The sequence below is a fragment of the Sulfitobacter sp. SH24 genome, assembly GCF_965641895.1.
Classification (GTDB): domain Bacteria; phylum Pseudomonadota; class Alphaproteobacteria; order Rhodobacterales; family Rhodobacteraceae; genus Sulfitobacter; species Sulfitobacter dubius.
Genome location: NZ_OZ282575.1, coordinates 293665 through 311769, shown reverse-complemented (window position 1 = coordinate 311769; position 18105 = coordinate 293665). Strand labels below are relative to the sequence as shown.

Genomic DNA, 18105 nt, shown 5'->3' with positions numbered 1-18105 from the left:
CTTCATAAGGAAAGACCCAATGCGGCCACTGCGCGCCTGTCTGCTGATCCTCGGGCTGCTTGCCCCCATCGCCACGCTGGCCGAAGGGGAGCGCTCAGGCGAATTCGATTACTATGTCATGTCTCTGTCTTGGTCACCAAATTGGTGCGAATTGACCGGCGATGCGCGCCAGTCCCCGCAATGCGATGCGGATAAGGACCATGGCTGGACCCTGCATGGGCTTTGGCCGCAGTTCACACGCGGGTATCCGTCTTACTGTCAAAGCGGTCGGCGCCCGCCCAGCCGCGCTCAAACCGGGGCCATGACCGATATCATGGGAACTGGCGGTTTGGCATGGCATCAATGGAAGAAACACGGCTCTTGCAGCGGACTGGACCCGGCGGATTATTTCGCCCTTTCCCGAGAGGCTTACGCACGCATCAACCGCCCAGAGGTGTTTCGCAAGCTGGACCGTACCGTTGCCCTGCCAGCCGCAGTTGTCGAACAAGCATTTTTGAAAGCAAACCCCGATCTGACCGACCAAGGGATTACCATCACCTGTAGTCAAGATCATATTCAAGAGGCACGCATCTGCCTCTCGCGCAGTCTCGACTTCATTCCTTGCGGTCCGGATGTGCGACGCGATTGTAGCCTTGATAACGCTCTGTTCACCCCCCTGCGCTAAAGCATCGAGACAGCTATTGATGTGAAAGCGGGAGAGGCATAATTTCCTCCCCCGCTATCAATTGCCTTACGGCTCTCTCTCCAACACGGGTGATGGCGTCCCATTCCGTGCTTAAAGTAAACGAATAGTTTCTTAACAATTCGTTACTGTCTCAACCTTTACTCATCTTCTTCGGCACTCAGCTCTCCGCCCACTGTCAAGACGATCTTGCCGATATGGCCACTGGCCTCCATCCGGCGGTGCGCGTCGTTTGCCCCTGAAAGATCATAGGTGCTGTCCATCACCGGGGCCACGCGCCCAGCCTCCAACAGCGGCCAGACGTTTTGCAGCAATTCCTCAGCGATCCGCGCTTTGGCAAGGTCACTTTGGGGCCGTAGGGTCGAACCGGTCATGGTCAGGCGACGGGTCATCAGCGTGACAAAGTTTACCTCTTGCTTGGCCCCCTGCAGAAAAGCGATCTGCACCAGCCTGCCGTCCTCGGCCAAAGCCTTGAGGTTGCGGTTGATATAGCTGCCGCCCACCATGTCGAGGATCACATCCGCACCGCCCTCGGCCTGCAGCACGTCAACGAAATCCGTATCCCGGTAGTTGATCGCCACTTCGGCACCCAACTTCATGCAAGCGGTGCATTTGCTATCCGTGCCCGCGGTCACGAACACCCGCGCGCCCAAGATGCGCGCCAGTTGAATCGCCGTAGTGCCGATCCCGGAAGAGCCGCCGTGGATCAACACTTTCTCTCCGGCTTTGAGCCCGCCCCGCATGAAAAGGTTGGACCAGACGGTAAAGAAGGTCTCAGGCAAACAAGCGGCTTCTTTCAGCCCCATCCCTTCGGGGATCGGCAGGCAATGCGCGGCGGGCGTCGCCACATACTCGGCATAGCCGCCACCGGGCAACAGCGCGCAGACCAGATCCCCCGGTGCCAGTGTCGTCACCCCGGGCCCGACCTCGACGACCTCACCCGACGCCTCCAGCCCCGGCAGATCACTGGCGGTGGCGGGGGGCGCGTATTTGCCCGCACGCTGAAGCGCATCAGGACGGTTCACCCCGGCATAGGCGACCTTGATGATAACCTGCCCGTGTCTCGGTTGGGGCCGGGGGCGGGTCGTGCCTTGCAGAACGTCCGGACCGCCGGGTTCGGTGATTTCGATTGCACGCATGGTCTGTGTCATGTCTGAAGTATCCTCGGGTCTGGTTTTGCCGCAGCCTAACGGGCGCCCCGTTGGCATGCACCCGGAATTTCCACCCCAGAACCGGAGGGAGGGTCAGATGGCTGTAGAGGATAGATTTGCTTGGGCCGAAGGCGCGCGGCTTTTCGCCGGGGTTCAGGAACTGCTCCGCCCGTCTCTGGGCAACAGCGACGCCTTCCGCCCCCTGCCCGCAACGCCGACGGCCGACGCTCTCGCGGCCCTTGGCGCCGCCATCACACAACGCGCACCCTTCTGCCTAAGTGACCGTCCCTTGCCGGAAGACCTCACCTGCCCGCCCGGTGTTTTTTTGACCCTAACTGGCGGGGCGTCTGGCCTGCCCAAAGCAGTCCGGCGCAGTCAGAGATCGTGGACCGCCAGCTTCGCGGTCAATGCCGATCGTTTCGCCTTGCGCAGCACCGACAGTGTCGCGGTGCTGGGTCAGCTCAGCCATTCGCTCTCGCTTTATGCCGTTTTGGAAGCGCTGCATTTGGGGCTTGATACCCATGTCTTGGCTCAGCACTCCCCTCGCACTCAGGCGGCGCGCATCTCGAAGGTCGGCGCGACCCTTATCTACGCCACACCGACCCAACTGCGCCTGCTCGCACGCGGGGCCGCCGCGCCGCTGCCTTCGCTTCGGCTGGTGCTTTGCGGAGGCGGTGCGCTGGACGCGGCAACTAGGGCTGCGGTAAAGACCCTCTGCCCCAACGCGGCGCTCCATGTTTTCTATGGCGCTGCCGAGACGAGCTTTATCACCCTTGCAGATGCCGACACCCCCAAAGGATCCGTCGGCCAGCCCTACCCAAGTGTAGAACTGCGCCTGTTGGATGAGAAGAGCCACCCCACATCTGGTGTAGGCGAAATCTGGGTGCGCAGCCCCTATCTGTTCGACGGTTATGCATTGGGCGACAGCCCCGACACCCGCTGGCACGATGGCTTCGTAACCGTGGGCGAAATGGGTGAGTTTGACGCCAACGGACAGCTTTGGATCAAGGGGCGGCGCCAGCGCATGGTGCAGATCGCAGATCAGCTTGTCTTCCCCGAAGCCGTTGAGGCAATGATCGCCGCGCGGGAGGGCACGGCCTGCGCCGTTCTGCCGCGGGTTGACACAATGCGCGGCCAGCAACTGGTGGCGGTTGTCGAAGGCGCAGAAAACCGCGCACAGGCCGAAAAGATCATTGAGACATGCCGCGCGGAACTCGGCCCATTGGCAAGCCCCCGGCGCGTGTATTTTCGCCCCGAGCTACCGCTGCTCCCCTCCGGCAAGCCTGACCTGCGCGCCCTCTCAACTTGGCTGGAGACACAATCATGACCCGCGCCTACATCATCGCCGCCTGCCGCAGTCCGGTCGCACCGCGCGACGGGGCGCTGTCGCATCTATCCCTGCCCGGCCTCGCCGCCCCAGTGCTTCGGGCTGCACTGTCTCACGCCGGGCTGACGCTTGAACAAGTTGACGAGGTGATTTGCAGCAGCGCCATTGGCCCCGGTGGTAACCCTGCGCGCAGCATTGCGCTGGCAGCGGGACTGCCACAGCATGTGGCGGGCCTGAGCATTGACCGGCAATGCGCGGGCGGGCTGGATGCGCTGGCGCTGGCACGACAAATGATCCTGAGCGGTGCCGCAGAGGTGGTCGTCGCCGGAGGTGCTGAGAGCTATTCCCGCCAGCCACTGCGCTATCGTACATTCCCCGATGGCCGCCCTCCCGAAGCCTACACCCAAGCGCCCTTTACCCCCTGGCCAAAACGCGACCCCGAAATGGCGCAGGCCGCCGCAGAACTTGGTTTGTCACAAGGCATCACCCGCCAAGCACAGGATGATTGGGCGGTAGAGAGCCATGCAAAAGCCCGCGCGCATCTGCCGGCGGACACAGAGCTGGTGCCGCTGGCGGGGACCGAAAACGATACATTCACCCGCCGCCTTACCCCCGCGCTCTGCCGCCGCGCCAGAGTGCTGACTGGGGACATCACCGCTGCCAATGCCGCCGTTGCTGCCGACGCGGCGGCCTTTTGCATCGTGGTGTCAGAGCGTGTGACGAGAGACATCACCGCACCAAAGGTTGAACTTCTTGCCACGGCTACAAAGGGCGGCACCCCCGAAGAGCCGGGGGTGGCCCCGCTAATGGCGATTGATGATGTGTTGCGGCAAAGCGGGCTATCTGCGGGCAATCTTGATGTGGCCGAGATCATGGAAGCCTACGCCGTGCAGGCCATCGCTTGTGTGACTGGCGCAGGAATTGCGCCGGGGATCACAAACCTCGGCGGGGGGGCGCTGGCGCGAGGGCATCCCATTGGCGCTTCGGGGGCAATCAATGCGGTGCGGCTCTGGCATGAATTGGTGGCGCGGGGCGCAGGCACAGGGCTGGCGGCGATTGCTGCGGCTGGGGGGATCGGCTGTGCCGCATTGATGCGGCTGTAGCGGCCCGTCCCCGATGTGAACGGGCCGATTGTATTAGCTGCGCGACAGCAGGCTTGCAGGGCGCGCCTTGGCCAGACCAGAGGTGATGAAACCCGCCAGCACGGCCTTGATAAGGTCACCGGGGATGAAGGCTTGGACCAGCAGGGTCGCCTCAGGCAGGGTTTTGTTCAGCGTCATCATCATGCCGAAGATGCCAAAGGCATAGACCACAAGGATACCACCCAAGACAGCGGAAACCCCGGCGGCCAAACCTACCGGCGCATTGCGCCACTGGTCCATGATAAAGCCCGTTACGAAAGCACCGATCGGGAAACCAACGAGGAAACCCACGGTTGGCGAGGCAAAGACGCCCAGACCGCCACGGCCCCCGGCCAAAAGCGGCAAGCCAAGAGCAACCAGTGCCACAAACAGCAGCGCCGCAAGGCCACCGCGCCATGCGCCCAGCACCGTGCCACAAAGCATGACGCCCAGCGACTGCGCCGTGATCGGCACACCGAAGCCAAGCGTGAATTTCGGAATCAGGCCCAGTGCCGCAATCAGCGCGGCGAAGAGGGCGATCATGGTCAGATTGCGTTCCATCGAGAGGGTCCTTGAATTAAAGTTTCCAATGCCTAGGCCAGCCCTCTTCCCCGGTCAAGCAATCACAGCCCGCCCCGCGCGCGCAGCGCCTCGGCCACATGTTCGGCGTCATCGATGGCCAGCACGGTAAAGGGCATCACGATCCGCCAGCCCGCCCGCCTGCGCGACCGCGCGCGCCACGCCAGCGATAGCATCTGCCCCTTGGCCGCCAGTACCGGGGTGAAACGCACCACCAGCGCCACGGCCAGTTCAAGGCTACGGGTCCGAACCCCAAAGCGGCGCAGGGGCGTGGCAAGCCAACGCACCACCGCCATCATATCGCTGAGTTTCGTGGTCATGGTCACAAGATTGGCCAGCCCCACAGCGGTGATCATCCGTAACACAATGACAAGACCCGCCTCCGCATCGCGGGTCAGCACATGCCACAGCAAGATCAACGCAACAAAGGGCCAGAGCATCCACAGCCGCCCCAACCCGGTCTTTAGAAAAGCTTGCCCCGGCAGAGCATAGAGCACCAGCATCCCGGCGCAAAACGCTGCCTGCCACCCCGGTTCTTCCACCCTGAAAAGCAGCAGCGTTGCCACACAAAGCGCGCCCAGCTTGGCCCCCGCAGGCCAGCCGTGGGCGCGGGTCTCAACCGGCGAGGTCAGAGAGATCATCGCTCGCCCCCAGTTCTTTCATCCGTGTCTCGAAAGCGCGCAGCACCGGGCGGGCGCTGCCCTGCTGGACGACCTCGCCGCGCTCCAGCCAGAGGATGTGATCGTATGCTGCCACCGCCGCCGGATCGTGGGTGATATGCACCAGCGTCAGGTCGAGCCCGGCCAAAACACGTTCAAGATGCAGCCGCGTGGGGATGTCGAGCCCGGCAAAGGGTTCGTCCAACACCACCACCCGCGGTTGCATCGCCAAAACCGCCATCAGGCAAACCAACTGCCGCTGTCCTTGAGAGAGCTGGTGGATCGATGCTTGCGTCCAATGCCGCTTGTCAAACTGACCGAGGATCGCGGCCACGCCACGCGCCGCCTCTGCCTTGGACTGGCCCATTTGCAGGAGCCCAAAGGCGATTTCTTCTTCCACAGTTGGGAAGATGATCTGATGGTCGGGGTTCTGGAAAAGGATGCCCACAGCGCCGATCGCGCGGCGGCGGTCACGGGCCACGTCGATCCCGCCGATCCGCACCTGCCCCTCATCTGCGGCCACCAACCCAGACAGAACCCGCGCGAAAGAGGTCTTACCCGACCCGTTGCGCCCCACAATCCCGATCCGCGATGCATCGGACCTAAGGCTCACGTCGCGCAGCACCGGCGTGCCTGCGGGGGTGTAACTGATCCTGTCAATATCAATGAGCGGAGGGGTCGGACTGGTCATCGGGCGCCTGTGTTAAACCGAGTGCCCCGCCCTACCATCTGCTGCGCGGGCAGGAAAGCCTGCAGGTTGCCTCAGCTAGGCGGCGTCCAGCGCCCCGGCAGATCAGAGTCACGCTGCCCACGCGGCGCTTTGATATGACTCAGCAACCAGTTCGGCCCGGCCATCAGACGGCTCAGCGTCGGGCTGTCGCGCACCTGCGCCTTGAGCTTTTCGATCTGCATTACATCATCAATGCGCCGATCAAGGAATGACCACGTCGCCTGATGCCCCTCACTGGTATCGCCCAGCCAATAGAGCAGGGTCGCGGAATAGACGCCCGACAGTGTGGCCCGTTTGCTGTACCAGTTCACATCGTCCGAGGTATCGCCGAGTACAGTCCAGATTTTATCGCTGGTCTCCCAGATCAGGCCCGCCCCTTCGGGCGCGTGATGCGGCAGGGCGAAAAGCGTGCTGCCCCGGCGGATCGCCTCACGATCCCCGGCTTCGAGCCGTAGGCGTACGGCCTTGGCGATGCGATCCCTGAACCGGAGCTCCGACAGATCGGCCTGCGCCAAACCTTCGACCATCTTGGCATCGCCGCGCCGGTGATAGGTCACGGCCAGATCGACCGCCCCCCGGGGGCAAACCGCACGGGCCAACGCCGGGTCCAGACCGCTGTCCTTGATCGCGGCATTGAATGTTGCTGGCGACCAGCCGTCAAACGGCACATGCATCATTGCGGCATCCAGCAATTGGTCCTTTGGGTCGGCCTTGGGCGGTGTCATGGCGGGCTCCTATCGGGGCATGATGGGGTGGACAAACGTGATATAGGCTGTTATAGGCCCATTTCCTGCAATTCCTTGCAACTTTATCCTAGAAAGGTGGTGACAACCACATGCAGGTTAGTGTTCGCGACAACAACGTCGATCAGGCCCTTCGGGCTCTGAAGAAAAAGCTACAGCGCGAAGGCGTTTTCCGTGAAATGAAGCTCAAGCAACATTTCGAGAAACCGTCCGAGAAAAAAGCGCGCGAGAAAGCTGAAGCGATCCGCCGTGCCCGTAAACTGGCACGCAAAAAAGCGCAACGCGAAGGTATGATGTAAATCATTCCCGCGACACGCGACAGATATAGAACCCCCGGTGCCGATGGCAGCGGGGGTTTTGTTTTGTGGGGGGGAGCAGAGCCGGGCAACGCCAGACCGCGAGGTGGCGTTCGAAACTTCGGCAATTGGGCAGTTTATGGCAGCAGCCCATACGCCGGGTCCGCAGGACAGCACTCCGACTGCAAAAGCGCCAGCCCGTCCGGGCGGTCTGGCGCTGCCCGGCGGGCATACGCCCTTTATTCCGGGCTGGTGGCGCGGCGGCGCAGATCGTGTGGAGCCAACTACACGGGCAGCGCCGTGGTCTTGCACACCGTCCGCAGTGCGAAACTCGACTGCATCTGCGCCACCCCTGGCAACCGCGCCAAATGCTGACGGTGAATCCGGGCAAAATCTTCGGTATTCTCCGCCACGATCTTCAACAGGTAATCCGCCGTCCCCGCCATCAGGTGACATTCCAAGACATCGGGAATGCGCGAGACCGACTTCTCGAAGGCCTCCAACACTTCCTCAGCCTGCGCTTGCAGAGTGATCTCCACAAACACCGTCGTCGGCATGTCCAGTTTGCGCGGGTCCAGCAGGGCCACATAATCGCGGATATAGCCCTCTTTCTCCAACCGCTGCACACGGCGATGACAAGCCGAAGGCGACAAATGCACCACTTCCGACAATTCGGCATTGGACATCCGCCCGTCGCGCTGCAAAGCGCGCAGAACACGCCGATCAATCTCATCCAAGGCCATATGCGCAATACTTTCGCGTAAAATTTCATTTCTACGCAATGATATTCGATTACCGCCCGGCTTGGCGACCCCAAATTCGCAACGATATGCAAGGCAGATATGATAGTTCTGTCCCACTACGGAGGAGGAGTGACCCCCATGAAAATCGGATGCCCGACAGAAATCAAACCGCAGGAATTCCGCGTCGGCCTGACGCCCAATGCCGCACAAGAAGCCATCGCCCACGGGCATGAGGTTATCGTGCAAGCCGGGGCCGGTGTCGGCGCGGGCTTTGAAGATGCGGATTACACCGCCGCAGGTGCCACCATCATCGACACGGCCGAGGAAATCTTTGCCAGCGCCGATATGATCGTCAAGGTGAAGGAGCCACAGGCGGGCGAACGGAAGATGCTGCGCGAAGGGCAATTGCTCTTTACCTATCTGCACCTCGCCCCCGATCCTGACCAAACCCGTGATCTGCTGGCCTCGGGCTGTACCGCGATTGCTTATGAGACGGTGACCGACCGCAACGGCGGGCTGCCCCTTCTGGCGCCGATGTCCGAGGTTGCAGGCCGTCTGGCACCGCAGGTCGGCGCTTGGACACTGCAAAAGGCCAATGGCGGACGCGGCGTGTTGATGGGCGGCGTGCCCGGCGTCGGCCCCGCCAAAGTTATGGTCATCGGCGGCGGCGTTGTCGGCACCCATGCGGCCCGGATCGCTGCTGGTATGGGCGCGGATGTGACTGTGCTTGATCGGTCGCTCCCCCGGATGCGCTATCTCGATGACATCTATGGCGGCACCTTCAAGACCGCCTATGCCAGCGCAGGCAACACCATCGAACTGGCCCGCCAAGCCGATATGATCATCGGTGCGGTGCTGATCCCCGGCGCGGCGGCCCCCAAACTGATCAGCCGCGCGCAGCTTTCCGAACTCAAACCCGGCGCGGCGCTGGTGGATGTGGCGATTGACCAAGGCGGCTGTTTCGAGACCTCCAAGGCGACGACGCACCAAGACCCGGTCTATGAGGTCGACGGCATCATGCACTACTGCGTGGCTAACATGCCCGGCGCCGTGGCGCGCACCTCAACCATCGCGCTTGGCAATGCCACCATGCCCTTCATGCTGGCGCTGGCAGACAAAGGTTGGAAGCAAGCCTGCGCAGATGATCCGCACCTTAAGGCAGGTCTTAACGTTCACGCGGGCAAGCTGACCTATGCCGCTGTTGGCGAAGCGCTTGGGATCGACGGCATCACCGCCGATCAAGCCATCGCAGGCTAAGCCCAACCCCATATATACAAAAAGGCCCGCCAATCTGGCGGGCCTTTTCATTCCGTAGATACCGGTTAGCGGGTCTTCAATGCATCCCGAATTTCCAGCAAAACATCAAGCTGCGACGGCCCCGTTTTAACCTCAGGTGCCACTTCGTCAGGCTTTTCCGCTGCAGCTTTCACGCGGTTCACAATCTTCACCAACATGAAAACGACAAAGGCGATAATCAAAAAGTTGATCACGGCCATCAAGAACGAGCCATAGGCAAAGACCGACGCCCCAGCTTCGCGCGCCTGCTCTAGCGACGCATTGGCGGGTACATCCCCGGACAGCACAGCATAGTTATTGGTGAAATCCACCCCGCCCGTGAAAAGCCCGATGATCGGGTTAATCAAATCAGCCACCATGGATGACACAATCGCCGTAAAGGCCGCACCCACGATGATACCAACAGCCATGTCCATGACATTGCCCTTGGCGATAAAGTCTTTGAATTCTTGAATCATTGTGTCTGTCCCTGTTCTAAGCCAGCCGACTGTCCTGCCGCCATAGACCAATAGTGCGGGCTGACAAAGAAGGCGGTCAATCGTTGATTTAAGCGTGAAGCGGAAAAATTGCCGCTTTCTGCGGTGTTAAGCGCGAAAACAAACGCGCATCAGCGCACCGTCAGCGCCGAAATCGGTCGTGAGCCGCCCATTAAGCTGCTCTGTCGCCGTAGACATCAGCATCCGCCCCAGCCCGGTGCTGTCGGCCCCTGCGACCGTACCGCCATGCCCACGGCCGTTGTCGCGACACTCTAACAGCCAGCCATCCGTCCCAACCTGCCTGCGCAGAGAGATCTTGATCTCTCCTGCCCGGTCTTCGGGAAATGCGTGTTTGATCGAGTTGGCCACAAATTCGCTGACAATCATCCCAACCGCCGAAGCCTGCGCCGCTTGCAACTCGCCCGGATCGGCCTCGCAGAAGATGGTTACATGACCTGGCGCGCCAGCGGCGAGCAGCTTGCTCAACTGCTCAAGGTAAGAGGCGGTCTGCACCTTGCTCTTGCCGCCCTGCCCCATCAGTTCGCTATGCAGCGACGCCACCGCGCCGAAACGGCGTTCAACAAGAGCAAGCACATCCTTGGCGTCCGGGTCTTGCACCTTGCGCGTCGCCATCCGCAACAGCGAGGCGATGGTCTGAAACGAGTTTTTCACCCGGTGATCCATCTCGGCACGCAGGGCCTCTTCGATGCGGATTTTCTTGCGCAACTCAAGTTGCATCATCACGTGACGCGACAGGGTTTGCAGCGCCTGGCGTTGAAATTCAGTCAGGGTGCGGGGCTTGGTATCCAGCACACAAAGCGTGCCAATCGGCTGGCCGTTCGGCGCGACCAGCTTGGCCCCTGCATAGAACTTTACCCGTGGGTCCCCGACATAGAGGGGATTATCCACCGTTCGCGGATCGGCCCCCATGTCCGGAATCTCGGTAAAGTCGCCATCGAGAATGGCATGAGAGCAAACCGATTGATCCAGCGTCGTCTCATGTGGCTCAAACCCGACGCGCGCTTTGAACCATTGCCGCTTTTCATCCACCAAACTGATGAGAGAAACAGGCGTTTCGCAGATCTTCGACGCAAGGTCGACGATATCGTCAAAATCAGCTTCAGCTTCGGTATCAAGGACATTGTAGGAATGCAGCGTCTCTAGACGTTCGTCCTGCTCCGAGGGCGTGTCAGCTAAAATGGGCCTTCTCCTTCCAGTCTTGACCCGCCGCGCAGCCGCGGCGCGGATCGGATATCGCCTGCCGGTGGGGGCAGATCAGGGCCGAAAACCCCCAGCATCTACAGGCTTGGCTCAGAAACCACCGACGTCCAGCAACTCGACCGGATCGATTCGGTCATGTAGCCTTGATAAATGCTAATTTTCGAAGCGCCTAGCCCTGCTGCGGCGTCACCCAGCCAGCGCGCCGGTCAACACATAGCGCAGAATCGCAACCACCTGCGCAGGCTCACTGGCCACGGCAAGAGCGGCTGCATCGACCTCTTTGAGCGCATGCGCATGATCTGCGCTGTGTAGAATGATCAGTGACTTGCCCAAGGCAGCGGCATAGCCCGCATCAAAGGCCGCGTTCCACTGTTTGTACTGATCGCCAAAGCGCACCACGACCACATCCGCCTCGGCAATTGCCTTGCGGGTGCGGATCGCGTTGATCTGCGCGCCTTTGCGGTCGTGCCAGAACTTGTCCTCCTCAGCGCCAAGGATCGCCACGCCGCAATCGTCGCTGGCGGCGTGGTCTGTGATGGGCGCCGCGAAAGTCACGTCGAGCCCTTGGGCCCCCGTAATGATCTGTTCGCGCCAGTCGGTATGGATTTCACCAGAGAGGTAGACTTTCATCGCTTCTGTCCTTTGGTTCAGCCGCGCAGCAGGCCGCCGGTGGCTTTGGTGACTTTCTCAACGACCTTAGCACCAACCGCTTCGATATCGGCATCTTTGAGCGTCTTGTCACTCGGCTGCAAACGCACGGTAATGGCGAGGGATTTTTTGCCTTCACCAACGCTGCCGCCGATGAACTCATCAAAGACACGCACGTCTTCGATCAGAGCTTTGTCGGCCCCTTTGGCCGCGTTAACCAGCGTCAGCGCCTCTACATCCGCGTCGACGACAAAGGCAAAGTCACGCTCGACCGCCTGAAGATCACTGATCTGCAGCGCCGGGCGCGTGGCACCGGATTTGCGCGGCAGCGGCACTTCGGTGGGCCAGATGGTGAAGGCCATTGCCGGGCCTTTCACGTCCATCGCAGCCAACACACGCGGGTGCACTTCGCCAAAGACGCCCAGCACCTTTTTCGGGCCAAGGCAGATTTTGCCGTGACGGCCCGGATGCCACCATTCGTCAGCGCCCCGCAGGATCTGCACCTTGGCGGGCGCGCCGATGGCGGCCAGCACGGCCTCGGCATCGGCTTTGGCGTCAAACACATCAACCGCACGCGCCGCGCCATGCACATCACGCGGACCGGTGCGACCCACCAGCAGGCCGCTGACCATAATCTGCTCTTCGCCCGGTTCACCGCCGCTGAACGCGGGGCCGATCTCAAACAGCGCCATGTCGGCAAAGCCGCGCGCCTGATTGCGGGCGGCAGCTTGCAGCAGACCGGGCAGCAGATCGGGGCGCATGTGGCTCATGTCCGACGAGATCGGGTTTTCAAGACGCGTCTCATCCGTGCCACCACCAAAGAGCGCAGCAGAGGCTTGGTCGATGAAACTGTAGGTCACACATTCGTTGTAGCCGAGCGCCGCCGCCGTGCGCCGCGCAGTCACCACGCGGCGCTGCATGGGCGAGAGCACGGGGCGCGGCACGCCCGTCGTCAGGCGCGGCAGCGGCTTGCCTTCGAGCTTGGTGAGGGACGCAATCCGTGCAACCTCCTCCACCAGATCGGCCTCACCCTGCACGTCAGGACGCCAGCTTGGCACCTGTGCCATGTCGCCGTCGAGTTGGAAACCAAGCGCGGTGAGCGTCTGGCGCTGGTCGCTCTCGGGGATCGTCATGCCGACCAGAGATTGCACCTTGGCCGCGTCCAACTTGTAAGCGCGCGACGTGTCCGGCACCTTGCCCGCGACCTCGACCTCGGAGGCCTCACCGCCCGCGTGATCCAAGATCATCCGCGTGGCATGTTCGATACCATAGGGCGTCCACGCCGGGTCCACACCGCGCTCGAAACGATAACGGGCGTCGGAGTTGATCTTGAGCGCGCGGCCCGCATAGGCGATCTGCACCGGGTCCCAATAAGCGCTTTCAACAAAGACGTTCACCGTGTCTTCGGTCACGCCTGTGGCCTCACCGCCCATGATACCGGCAATGCTTTCCACGCCGCTGTCATCGGAAATGACCATCTGCCGCGCTTGCAGGGTGTAAGTCTTTTCGTCCAGTGCCACGATCTCTTCGCCGCCCTTGGCACGGTGGACGCGCAGGTTGCCTTTGACCTTATCCGCGTCAAAGACGTGCAGCGGGCGGTTGCGGTCGAAGGTGAAGAAGTTGGTCACATCAACGAGGAACGAGATCGGACGCAGCCCGATGGCGCGCAGGCAATCTTGCAACCACTGCGGGCTGGGGCCGTTTTTCACGCCCCGGATCACGCGGCCATAGAATACTGGACAGCCGTCCAGCGTATCTTCGTCGATGCTGACGCTGATGGGCGAGGCAAAGCTGCCTTCCACCGCATCGCAATCACGCGGCTTCAGCTTGCCCAGCCCCCGTGCGGCGAGGTCGCGCGCAATGCCGCGCACGCCGAGCGCATCGGGGCGGTTGGGGGTGATGGCGATTTCGATCACCGGGTCGACTTTCGCCGGGTCATTCTCGGCCAGCCAGTCGATGAAACGGTCACCGGGCTTGCCCGAGGGCAGCTCGATGATGCCGTCATGCTCGTCGCTGAGTTCCATCTCGCGCTCGGAGGCCATCATGCCGAAGCTCTCCACGCCGCGGATTTTGCCGACGCCGATGGTGGTGTCGATCCCCGGCACATAGACGCCCGGCTTGGCCACGACGACGGTGATGCCCGCGCGGGCATTCGGCGCGCCGCAGATGATCTGCATGACGCCCTCGTCGGTTTCCACCTGACAGACGTTCAACCGGTCGGCATCGGGGTGTTTCTCGGCCGATTGCACATAGCCGAGGGTGAAGTCGGCAAGCTTCGCCGCCGGGTTCTCGACGCCTTCAACTTCGAGGCCGAGGTCCGTGAGGGCATAGGTGATCTCATCAATCGACGCTGTGGTGTCGAGATGGTCCTTGAGCCAGGAGAGGGTGAATTTCATAATCGTTCCCTAATTCTCGTATCGTTTGGCCAGATCGGCCATGTCGCCCATCCGATAAAGTTTGATTTCGCGGATCACCCGCAGGCACGGCTTGGCGGCAAAGAAGATCGAGCCAATCAAAAAGAGCCACGTCGCGCTGGTCTGCGTGCTCTCGAAGAAAAACAGCGCCGAACCTACGACAAAGCAGATCGCAGCGCAGAAATCCACAAAGGTGTAGGCCATCTCGAACTTCGCATAAAGCGCGCGGGAGCCAGCGCTATTCTCGCGGTTTTCGTGACGAAAGAGTTTCATTCTAGACCTGTGTTGCGATGCGTTACGCAGTTTCTGAGGTTTCTATAGCGACCGTGTCGCGCTGAACGCGTAGCTTAACGCGACAACCCACCATGCAAATTCGGTTGATCCAAGCTCGCGAACCCATAATGCCGCAACCACCGCAAATCTGAATCAAAGAACGCCCGCAAATCCGGAATGCCGTATTTCAGCATCGCGATCCGGTCGATCCCCATGCCAAAGGCAAAGCCCTGCCACTCATTCGGGTCAATCCCGCCCGCCTGCAACACCTTGGGGTGCACCATGCCGGAGCCGAGCACTTCCAGCCAGCCGTCGCCCTCGCCAATACGCAATTGACCGTCAACCCAAGAACATTGAATGTCGACCTCAGCCGAAGGCTCGGTGAAGGGGAAGTGCGACGCGCGGAAGCGGGTTTTGATGCCGTCGATCTCGAAAAAGGCAGCAAAGAATTCCTCAAGCGTCCACTTGAGGTTCGCCATCGAGATATCCTTGTCGATCGCCAGACCTTCGACCTGATGGAACATCGGCGTGTGGGTCTGGTCGTAGTCGGCGCGGTAGACACCGCCCGGGCAGATGATGCGCAGGGGCGCGCCTTCGGCCTCCATGGTGCGGATTTGCACGGGCGAGGTGTGGGTGCGCAGCACGTGGGGGGCGCGGTCGTCGCCCTCGGCACGGGCCATGTAAAACGTGTCCATCTCTGCCCGGGCGGGGTGGTGGCCGGGGATGTTCAGCGCGTCGAAGTTGTACCAATCGGTGTCGATGCGCGGGCCTTCGGCGACCGAGAAACCCATCTCGGCGAAGATCGCGGTCAACTCCTCGGTCACTTGGCTGACCGGGTGGATGCTGCCCTGACGCTGGTGCCGCGTTGGCAGGGTCACGTCGAGCCATTCGCTGCGCAGACGCTCATCAAGCGCGGCATCGCCAAGTGCTGCCTTCTTGGCGGCAAGCGCCGAGTTGATCTCATCCTTCAGCGCGTTCAGCGCGGGGCCCGCGACCTGCCGTTCTTCGGGGGTCATCTTGCCCAGCTCGCGCATCTTCAGCGCGACCTCGCCCTTCTTGCCGACGGCAGCCAGCCGGATGTCTTCCAATGCGGATTCGTCACCGGCATCGGCGATTTGGCTCAGGTACTTTTGCTTCAGATCGTCCATGACAGGCCCTTGGAATAATACCCCGTCCTGCTAGCCCTCCCGCCCCGCGAATGCAAGCCGTAGGGGTTGTGACGGCATGGGGGAACCACCACCTCTGCTGAGCGTTAGCCCGCATCCCCCGGCGCGCCCTCATGGCAGCGGCGCGCTCAAACTCCCCCGAAAGGAGAGACCTATGAAAATCCTGATGGTTCTGACATCGCATGACGAGCTTGGCGACACCGGCAACAAAACCGGCTTCTGGCTCGAAGAATTCGCCGCCCCCTATTACGTTTTCAAAGACGCGGGCGCGGATGTGACCCTCGCCTCGCCCAAGGGCGGCCAGCCGCCACTTGACCCCAACAGCGACAGCGAAGACGCGCAGACTGATGCCACCCGCCGTTTCAAAGACGACGACGCGGCACAGAAAGCCCTCAGCTCAACCAAAGTGCTGGGCGATGTGGATGCGGAGGGTTTCGACGCGATCTTCTACCCCGGCGGCCATGGCCCGCTGTGGGATCTGGCCAATGACGCCGACAGCAAGCGCCTGATCGAGACCTTCTGGGCCTCCGACCGCCCCGTGGGTGCCGTCTGCCACGCGCCTGCGGTGTTCAAAGATACCCAAGCCGACGGCAAGCCGCTGGTTTCGGGCAAGCGCGTCACCGGCTTTACCAACACCGAGGAAGAGGGCGTTGGCCTCACCGACGTTGTGCCCTTCTTGGTCGAAGACATGCTGAAGAAGAACGGCGGCGAGTATAGTAAAGGCGACGATTGGGCGTCTTACGTGCTGGTCGACGGCAAGCTGGTCACCGGCCAGAACCCCGCCTCTTCCGAAGAGGCGGCGAAAGAAATGCTGGCCCTGTTGAAGTGATCGCCAGACAGAAGTGACGACACCGGGGGCGCGCATTGCGTGCCCCCTTTTATCCTATACGGGAACCGCCGATGGACGCGCCGTGTTTTACTCCCGAAAGGAGCCTCCGATATGGCAGACTATGACCGCACCACCGGCGCACCGTGGAGCGAAACAGACCTCGACCAGCTTCGCATCCTCGCGGCAGAAGGTACATCGACCAGCGTGATCGCGGTGCAACTGGGCCGCACGGAAGAGGCGATATCTCACAAATCGTCGCAGGAGGGCATCAAACTGACGCCCGCCAGCCTTAATCCCTATGACCCGAATACCCTAGACAGTTAACAGATTTCGCCCGTTCTTTTTGTGTCGTTGGACAAGTTTCTTTTGCACTGCGCCGGGCGGGATCATATGTGCGTGCGCGCCGAAGGTCGCGGTTTCAACCAGTCCTGAAAAGAGAGCTTCAAATTCTTCACGTTGCGCTGTGCCAATGGTTTTGATGGTGTCCGCATTCAGCAGGAAACTCTCGGTCGGGGCGCCTTCTGCATAGACGACATCGTGGTTTTCAAAGATGAGATGAAAGTACTCTACCCGCTCAACCTTCTCTTCAACAAAGATACCGGGCAATTCGGTAAGCCGGATCGCAGCGACCAGCACGGTCGAAACACCGCACATCCGCTCCACAATACCAGATTGCACCATCATTCGGTGCTGGCGTGAAACGATAAGATCACGTTTGGGCAGTCCGGCCCCCAACGCTCCGGCAGTGATCCGTATAGGGTAAAGCTTGGGGTTCTTTGCAAGTTCGGACGCATCGACACCGCGGCGCAGCGCGGTGACTAGCTCTTTATATTCGCCGCTTTGCGTCAGAATACGCATCCCCGGGGTCAAAACCTCTACAGGAAGACCGCCCATATAGGTTGCGATCAATGTACCCCGTGTGAAACAGGCGACACCCGTAGAGACGAGATCGCCCTCCTCGCGCATCGTATCAATATCGGAATTCCATTTCAGGCGTCCCAGCAGGCCGCCTTCGGGAAGGTCCGAGAAATCAACAGTCATCGTGGTAAACAGATCGCCCGCAGGCGGGCTGCCCGCCAGATTGACGATACCGGAATAGGTTACATCAAGATCGCCAGCTAAATCCTCAGATTCCTCGCCCAGCCGGAAGGGAAATCCACCAAGAGAACCGGGCGTAGAACCGCCGTCTGGCGCGTCCTCCGCCGCAGTGGTTGTGTCAAATACAGAACTGGCAGGCTGTAGGTCAATCTGCATGGATGCCAGTGGTTTGGTGGTCTCAAGATGGTGCCAATCAAAACCGAAAGACATCTCGGCATTGTCACCTACGGCTGCACCGTTTGTGTAAGGGTCTGTCGCATACCACGTCAGCGTTTCACTGGTGCCATCTGCATAGCTAAGCGTAACCCTAGCCCCCTCAAGATCGACGCCGCGCGAACTGGTATCGTCGCGTATCCCATGAACCGACTCATGGGGATCCTCATCTAGCCTATTGATCGTAATTGCGGGCATGAACTTCCCCACCTTTTATAAATTACCTATCGACTGATCAGCATCAATAGCCGGACCCTTCACCCAGATGCACTGAGTCGCGGTCTGTCAATAAGCTATCATTGCCCAGGGCTGGGGAAAGGGAATGACCGAAACAAGGGATTATTAAGGCAAGATTGAGGCGGAGACTAAAACATCATGCCCGCCGAAACGCAAAAAGCCCCGCCAAATGGCAGGGCTTCCGCAAAGTCATAACATGTCAG

Annotated in this window: 20 protein-coding genes; 7 read left to right on the top strand and 13 right to left on the bottom strand. The window is 61.0% G+C overall.

All coding sequences use genetic code 11. The features are described from left to right. Window positions 1–19: 19 nt before the first annotated feature. Complete coding sequence (locus ACSQ16_RS03930) at window positions 20–664, top strand: ribonuclease T2 (protein ID WP_243261602.1); 645 nt, start codon at window positions 20–22, stop codon at window positions 662–664. Window positions 665–822: 158 nt separating this feature from the next. Here ACSQ16_RS03930 and ACSQ16_RS03925 read toward each other — a convergent pair whose 3' ends face one another. Next, on the bottom strand, window positions 823–1833 hold the full coding sequence (locus tag ACSQ16_RS03925; protein WP_243261603.1) for an NAD(P)H-quinone oxidoreductase: 1011 nt from the start codon (window positions 1831–1833) through the stop codon (window positions 823–825). A gap of 97 nt (window positions 1834–1930) precedes the next feature. Between ACSQ16_RS03925 and ACSQ16_RS03920 the strand changes: the two genes are divergently transcribed. Both ACSQ16_RS03920 and ACSQ16_RS03915 read left to right on the top strand, forming a co-directional pair. Further along, window positions 1931–3160: an AMP-binding protein gene (locus ACSQ16_RS03920; RefSeq protein ID WP_243261604.1), complete on the top strand. Its 1230-nt coding sequence runs from the start codon at window positions 1931–1933 to the stop codon at window positions 3158–3160. Further along, complete coding sequence (locus ACSQ16_RS03915) at window positions 3157–4263, top strand: thiolase family protein (protein WP_243261605.1); 1107 nt, start codon at window positions 3157–3159, stop codon at window positions 4261–4263. Before ACSQ16_RS03920 ends, ACSQ16_RS03915 begins: the two co-directional genes overlap by 4 nt. 33 nt (window positions 4264–4296) lie before the next feature. Here ACSQ16_RS03915 and ACSQ16_RS03910 read toward each other — a convergent pair whose 3' ends face one another. From ACSQ16_RS03910 to ACSQ16_RS03895, 4 genes are all read right to left on the bottom strand, one after another. After that, window positions 4297–4842, bottom strand: a complete 546-nt coding sequence (locus ACSQ16_RS03910; RefSeq protein ID WP_243261606.1) for a biotin transporter BioY — start codon at window positions 4840–4842, stop codon at window positions 4297–4299. A gap of 62 nt (window positions 4843–4904) precedes the next feature. Continuing rightward, on the bottom strand, window positions 4905–5501 hold the full coding sequence (locus ACSQ16_RS03905; RefSeq protein ID WP_243261607.1) for an energy-coupling factor transporter transmembrane component T: 597 nt from the start codon (window positions 5499–5501) through the stop codon (window positions 4905–4907). Then, window positions 5476–6210, bottom strand: a complete 735-nt coding sequence (locus tag ACSQ16_RS03900) for an energy-coupling factor ABC transporter ATP-binding protein (protein WP_243261608.1) — start codon at window positions 6208–6210, stop codon at window positions 5476–5478. The genes ACSQ16_RS03905 and ACSQ16_RS03900 overlap by 26 nt, the downstream gene beginning before the upstream one ends. 71 nt (window positions 6211–6281) lie before the next feature. Then, window positions 6282–6974, bottom strand: coding sequence for a COQ9 family protein (locus tag ACSQ16_RS03895; protein ID WP_243261609.1), 693 nt, complete (start codon window positions 6972–6974; stop codon window positions 6282–6284). A gap of 110 nt (window positions 6975–7084) precedes the next feature. Between ACSQ16_RS03895 and rpsU the strand changes: the two genes are divergently transcribed. Further along, the gene (gene rpsU / locus ACSQ16_RS03890; RefSeq protein ID WP_007118112.1) at window positions 7085–7291 is read left to right on the top strand and encodes a 30S ribosomal protein S21; all 207 of its coding nucleotides are present in this window, start codon (window positions 7085–7087) and stop codon (window positions 7289–7291) included. 281 nt (window positions 7292–7572) lie between these two features. On the opposite strand, the gene ACSQ16_RS03885 is transcribed toward rpsU, so the two are convergent. Then, window positions 7573–8031 (bottom strand): Lrp/AsnC family transcriptional regulator, encoded by a 459-nt coding sequence (locus ACSQ16_RS03885; protein ID WP_243261610.1) that lies wholly within the window; start codon window positions 8029–8031, stop codon window positions 7573–7575. 138 nt (window positions 8032–8169) lie between these two features. On the opposite strand from ACSQ16_RS03885, the gene ald reads away from it, so the two are divergent. After that, window positions 8170–9288: an alanine dehydrogenase gene (ald, locus tag ACSQ16_RS03880; RefSeq protein ID WP_243261611.1), complete on the top strand. Its 1119-nt coding sequence runs from the start codon at window positions 8170–8172 to the stop codon at window positions 9286–9288. Between the two features lie 65 nt (window positions 9289–9353). Here ald and mscL read toward each other — a convergent pair whose 3' ends face one another. From mscL to pheS, 6 genes are all read right to left on the bottom strand, one after another. Continuing rightward, a complete protein-coding gene (gene mscL, locus ACSQ16_RS03875; RefSeq protein ID WP_243261612.1) occupies window positions 9354–9785 on the bottom strand; it encodes a large conductance mechanosensitive channel protein MscL in 432 nt (143 codons plus the stop codon). A gap of 126 nt (window positions 9786–9911) precedes the next feature. Then, window positions 9912–10862 (bottom strand): histidine kinase dimerization/phosphoacceptor domain -containing protein, encoded by a 951-nt coding sequence (locus ACSQ16_RS03870; RefSeq protein ID WP_435988787.1) that lies wholly within the window; start codon window positions 10860–10862, stop codon window positions 9912–9914. Between the two features lie 348 nt (window positions 10863–11210). Next, window positions 11211–11654, bottom strand: a complete 444-nt coding sequence (locus ACSQ16_RS03865) for a YtoQ family protein (RefSeq protein ID WP_093927359.1) — start codon at window positions 11652–11654, stop codon at window positions 11211–11213. 17 nt (window positions 11655–11671) lie between these two features. After that, entirely contained in the window at window positions 11672–14068 is a 2397-nt protein-coding gene (gene pheT / locus ACSQ16_RS03860; RefSeq protein WP_243261614.1) for a phenylalanine--tRNA ligase subunit beta, read from the bottom strand. 9 nt (window positions 14069–14077) lie between these two features. Further along, window positions 14078–14359, bottom strand: a complete 282-nt coding sequence (locus ACSQ16_RS03855; RefSeq protein ID WP_067624820.1) for a YrhK family protein — start codon at window positions 14357–14359, stop codon at window positions 14078–14080. Window positions 14360–14433: 74 nt separating this feature from the next. Further along, entirely contained in the window at window positions 14434–15507 is a 1074-nt protein-coding gene (pheS, locus tag ACSQ16_RS03850) for a phenylalanine--tRNA ligase subunit alpha (protein WP_243261615.1), read from the bottom strand. A 172-nt stretch (window positions 15508–15679) separates the two neighbouring features. Between pheS and ACSQ16_RS03845 the strand changes: the two genes are divergently transcribed. After that, complete coding sequence (locus tag ACSQ16_RS03845; protein WP_243261616.1) at window positions 15680–16354, top strand: type 1 glutamine amidotransferase domain-containing protein; 675 nt, start codon at window positions 15680–15682, stop codon at window positions 16352–16354. 111 nt (window positions 16355–16465) lie between these two features. Then, complete coding sequence (locus ACSQ16_RS03840; protein WP_243261617.1) at window positions 16466–16678, top strand: hypothetical protein; 213 nt, start codon at window positions 16466–16468, stop codon at window positions 16676–16678. Here the strand turns inward: ACSQ16_RS03840 and ACSQ16_RS03835 are convergent. Next, window positions 16667–17863, bottom strand: a complete 1197-nt coding sequence (locus ACSQ16_RS03835; protein ID WP_435988592.1) for a Hint domain-containing protein — start codon at window positions 17861–17863, stop codon at window positions 16667–16669. The two genes, ACSQ16_RS03840 and ACSQ16_RS03835, sit on opposite strands and share 12 nt — an antisense overlap. Window positions 17864–18105 lie beyond the last annotated feature (242 nt).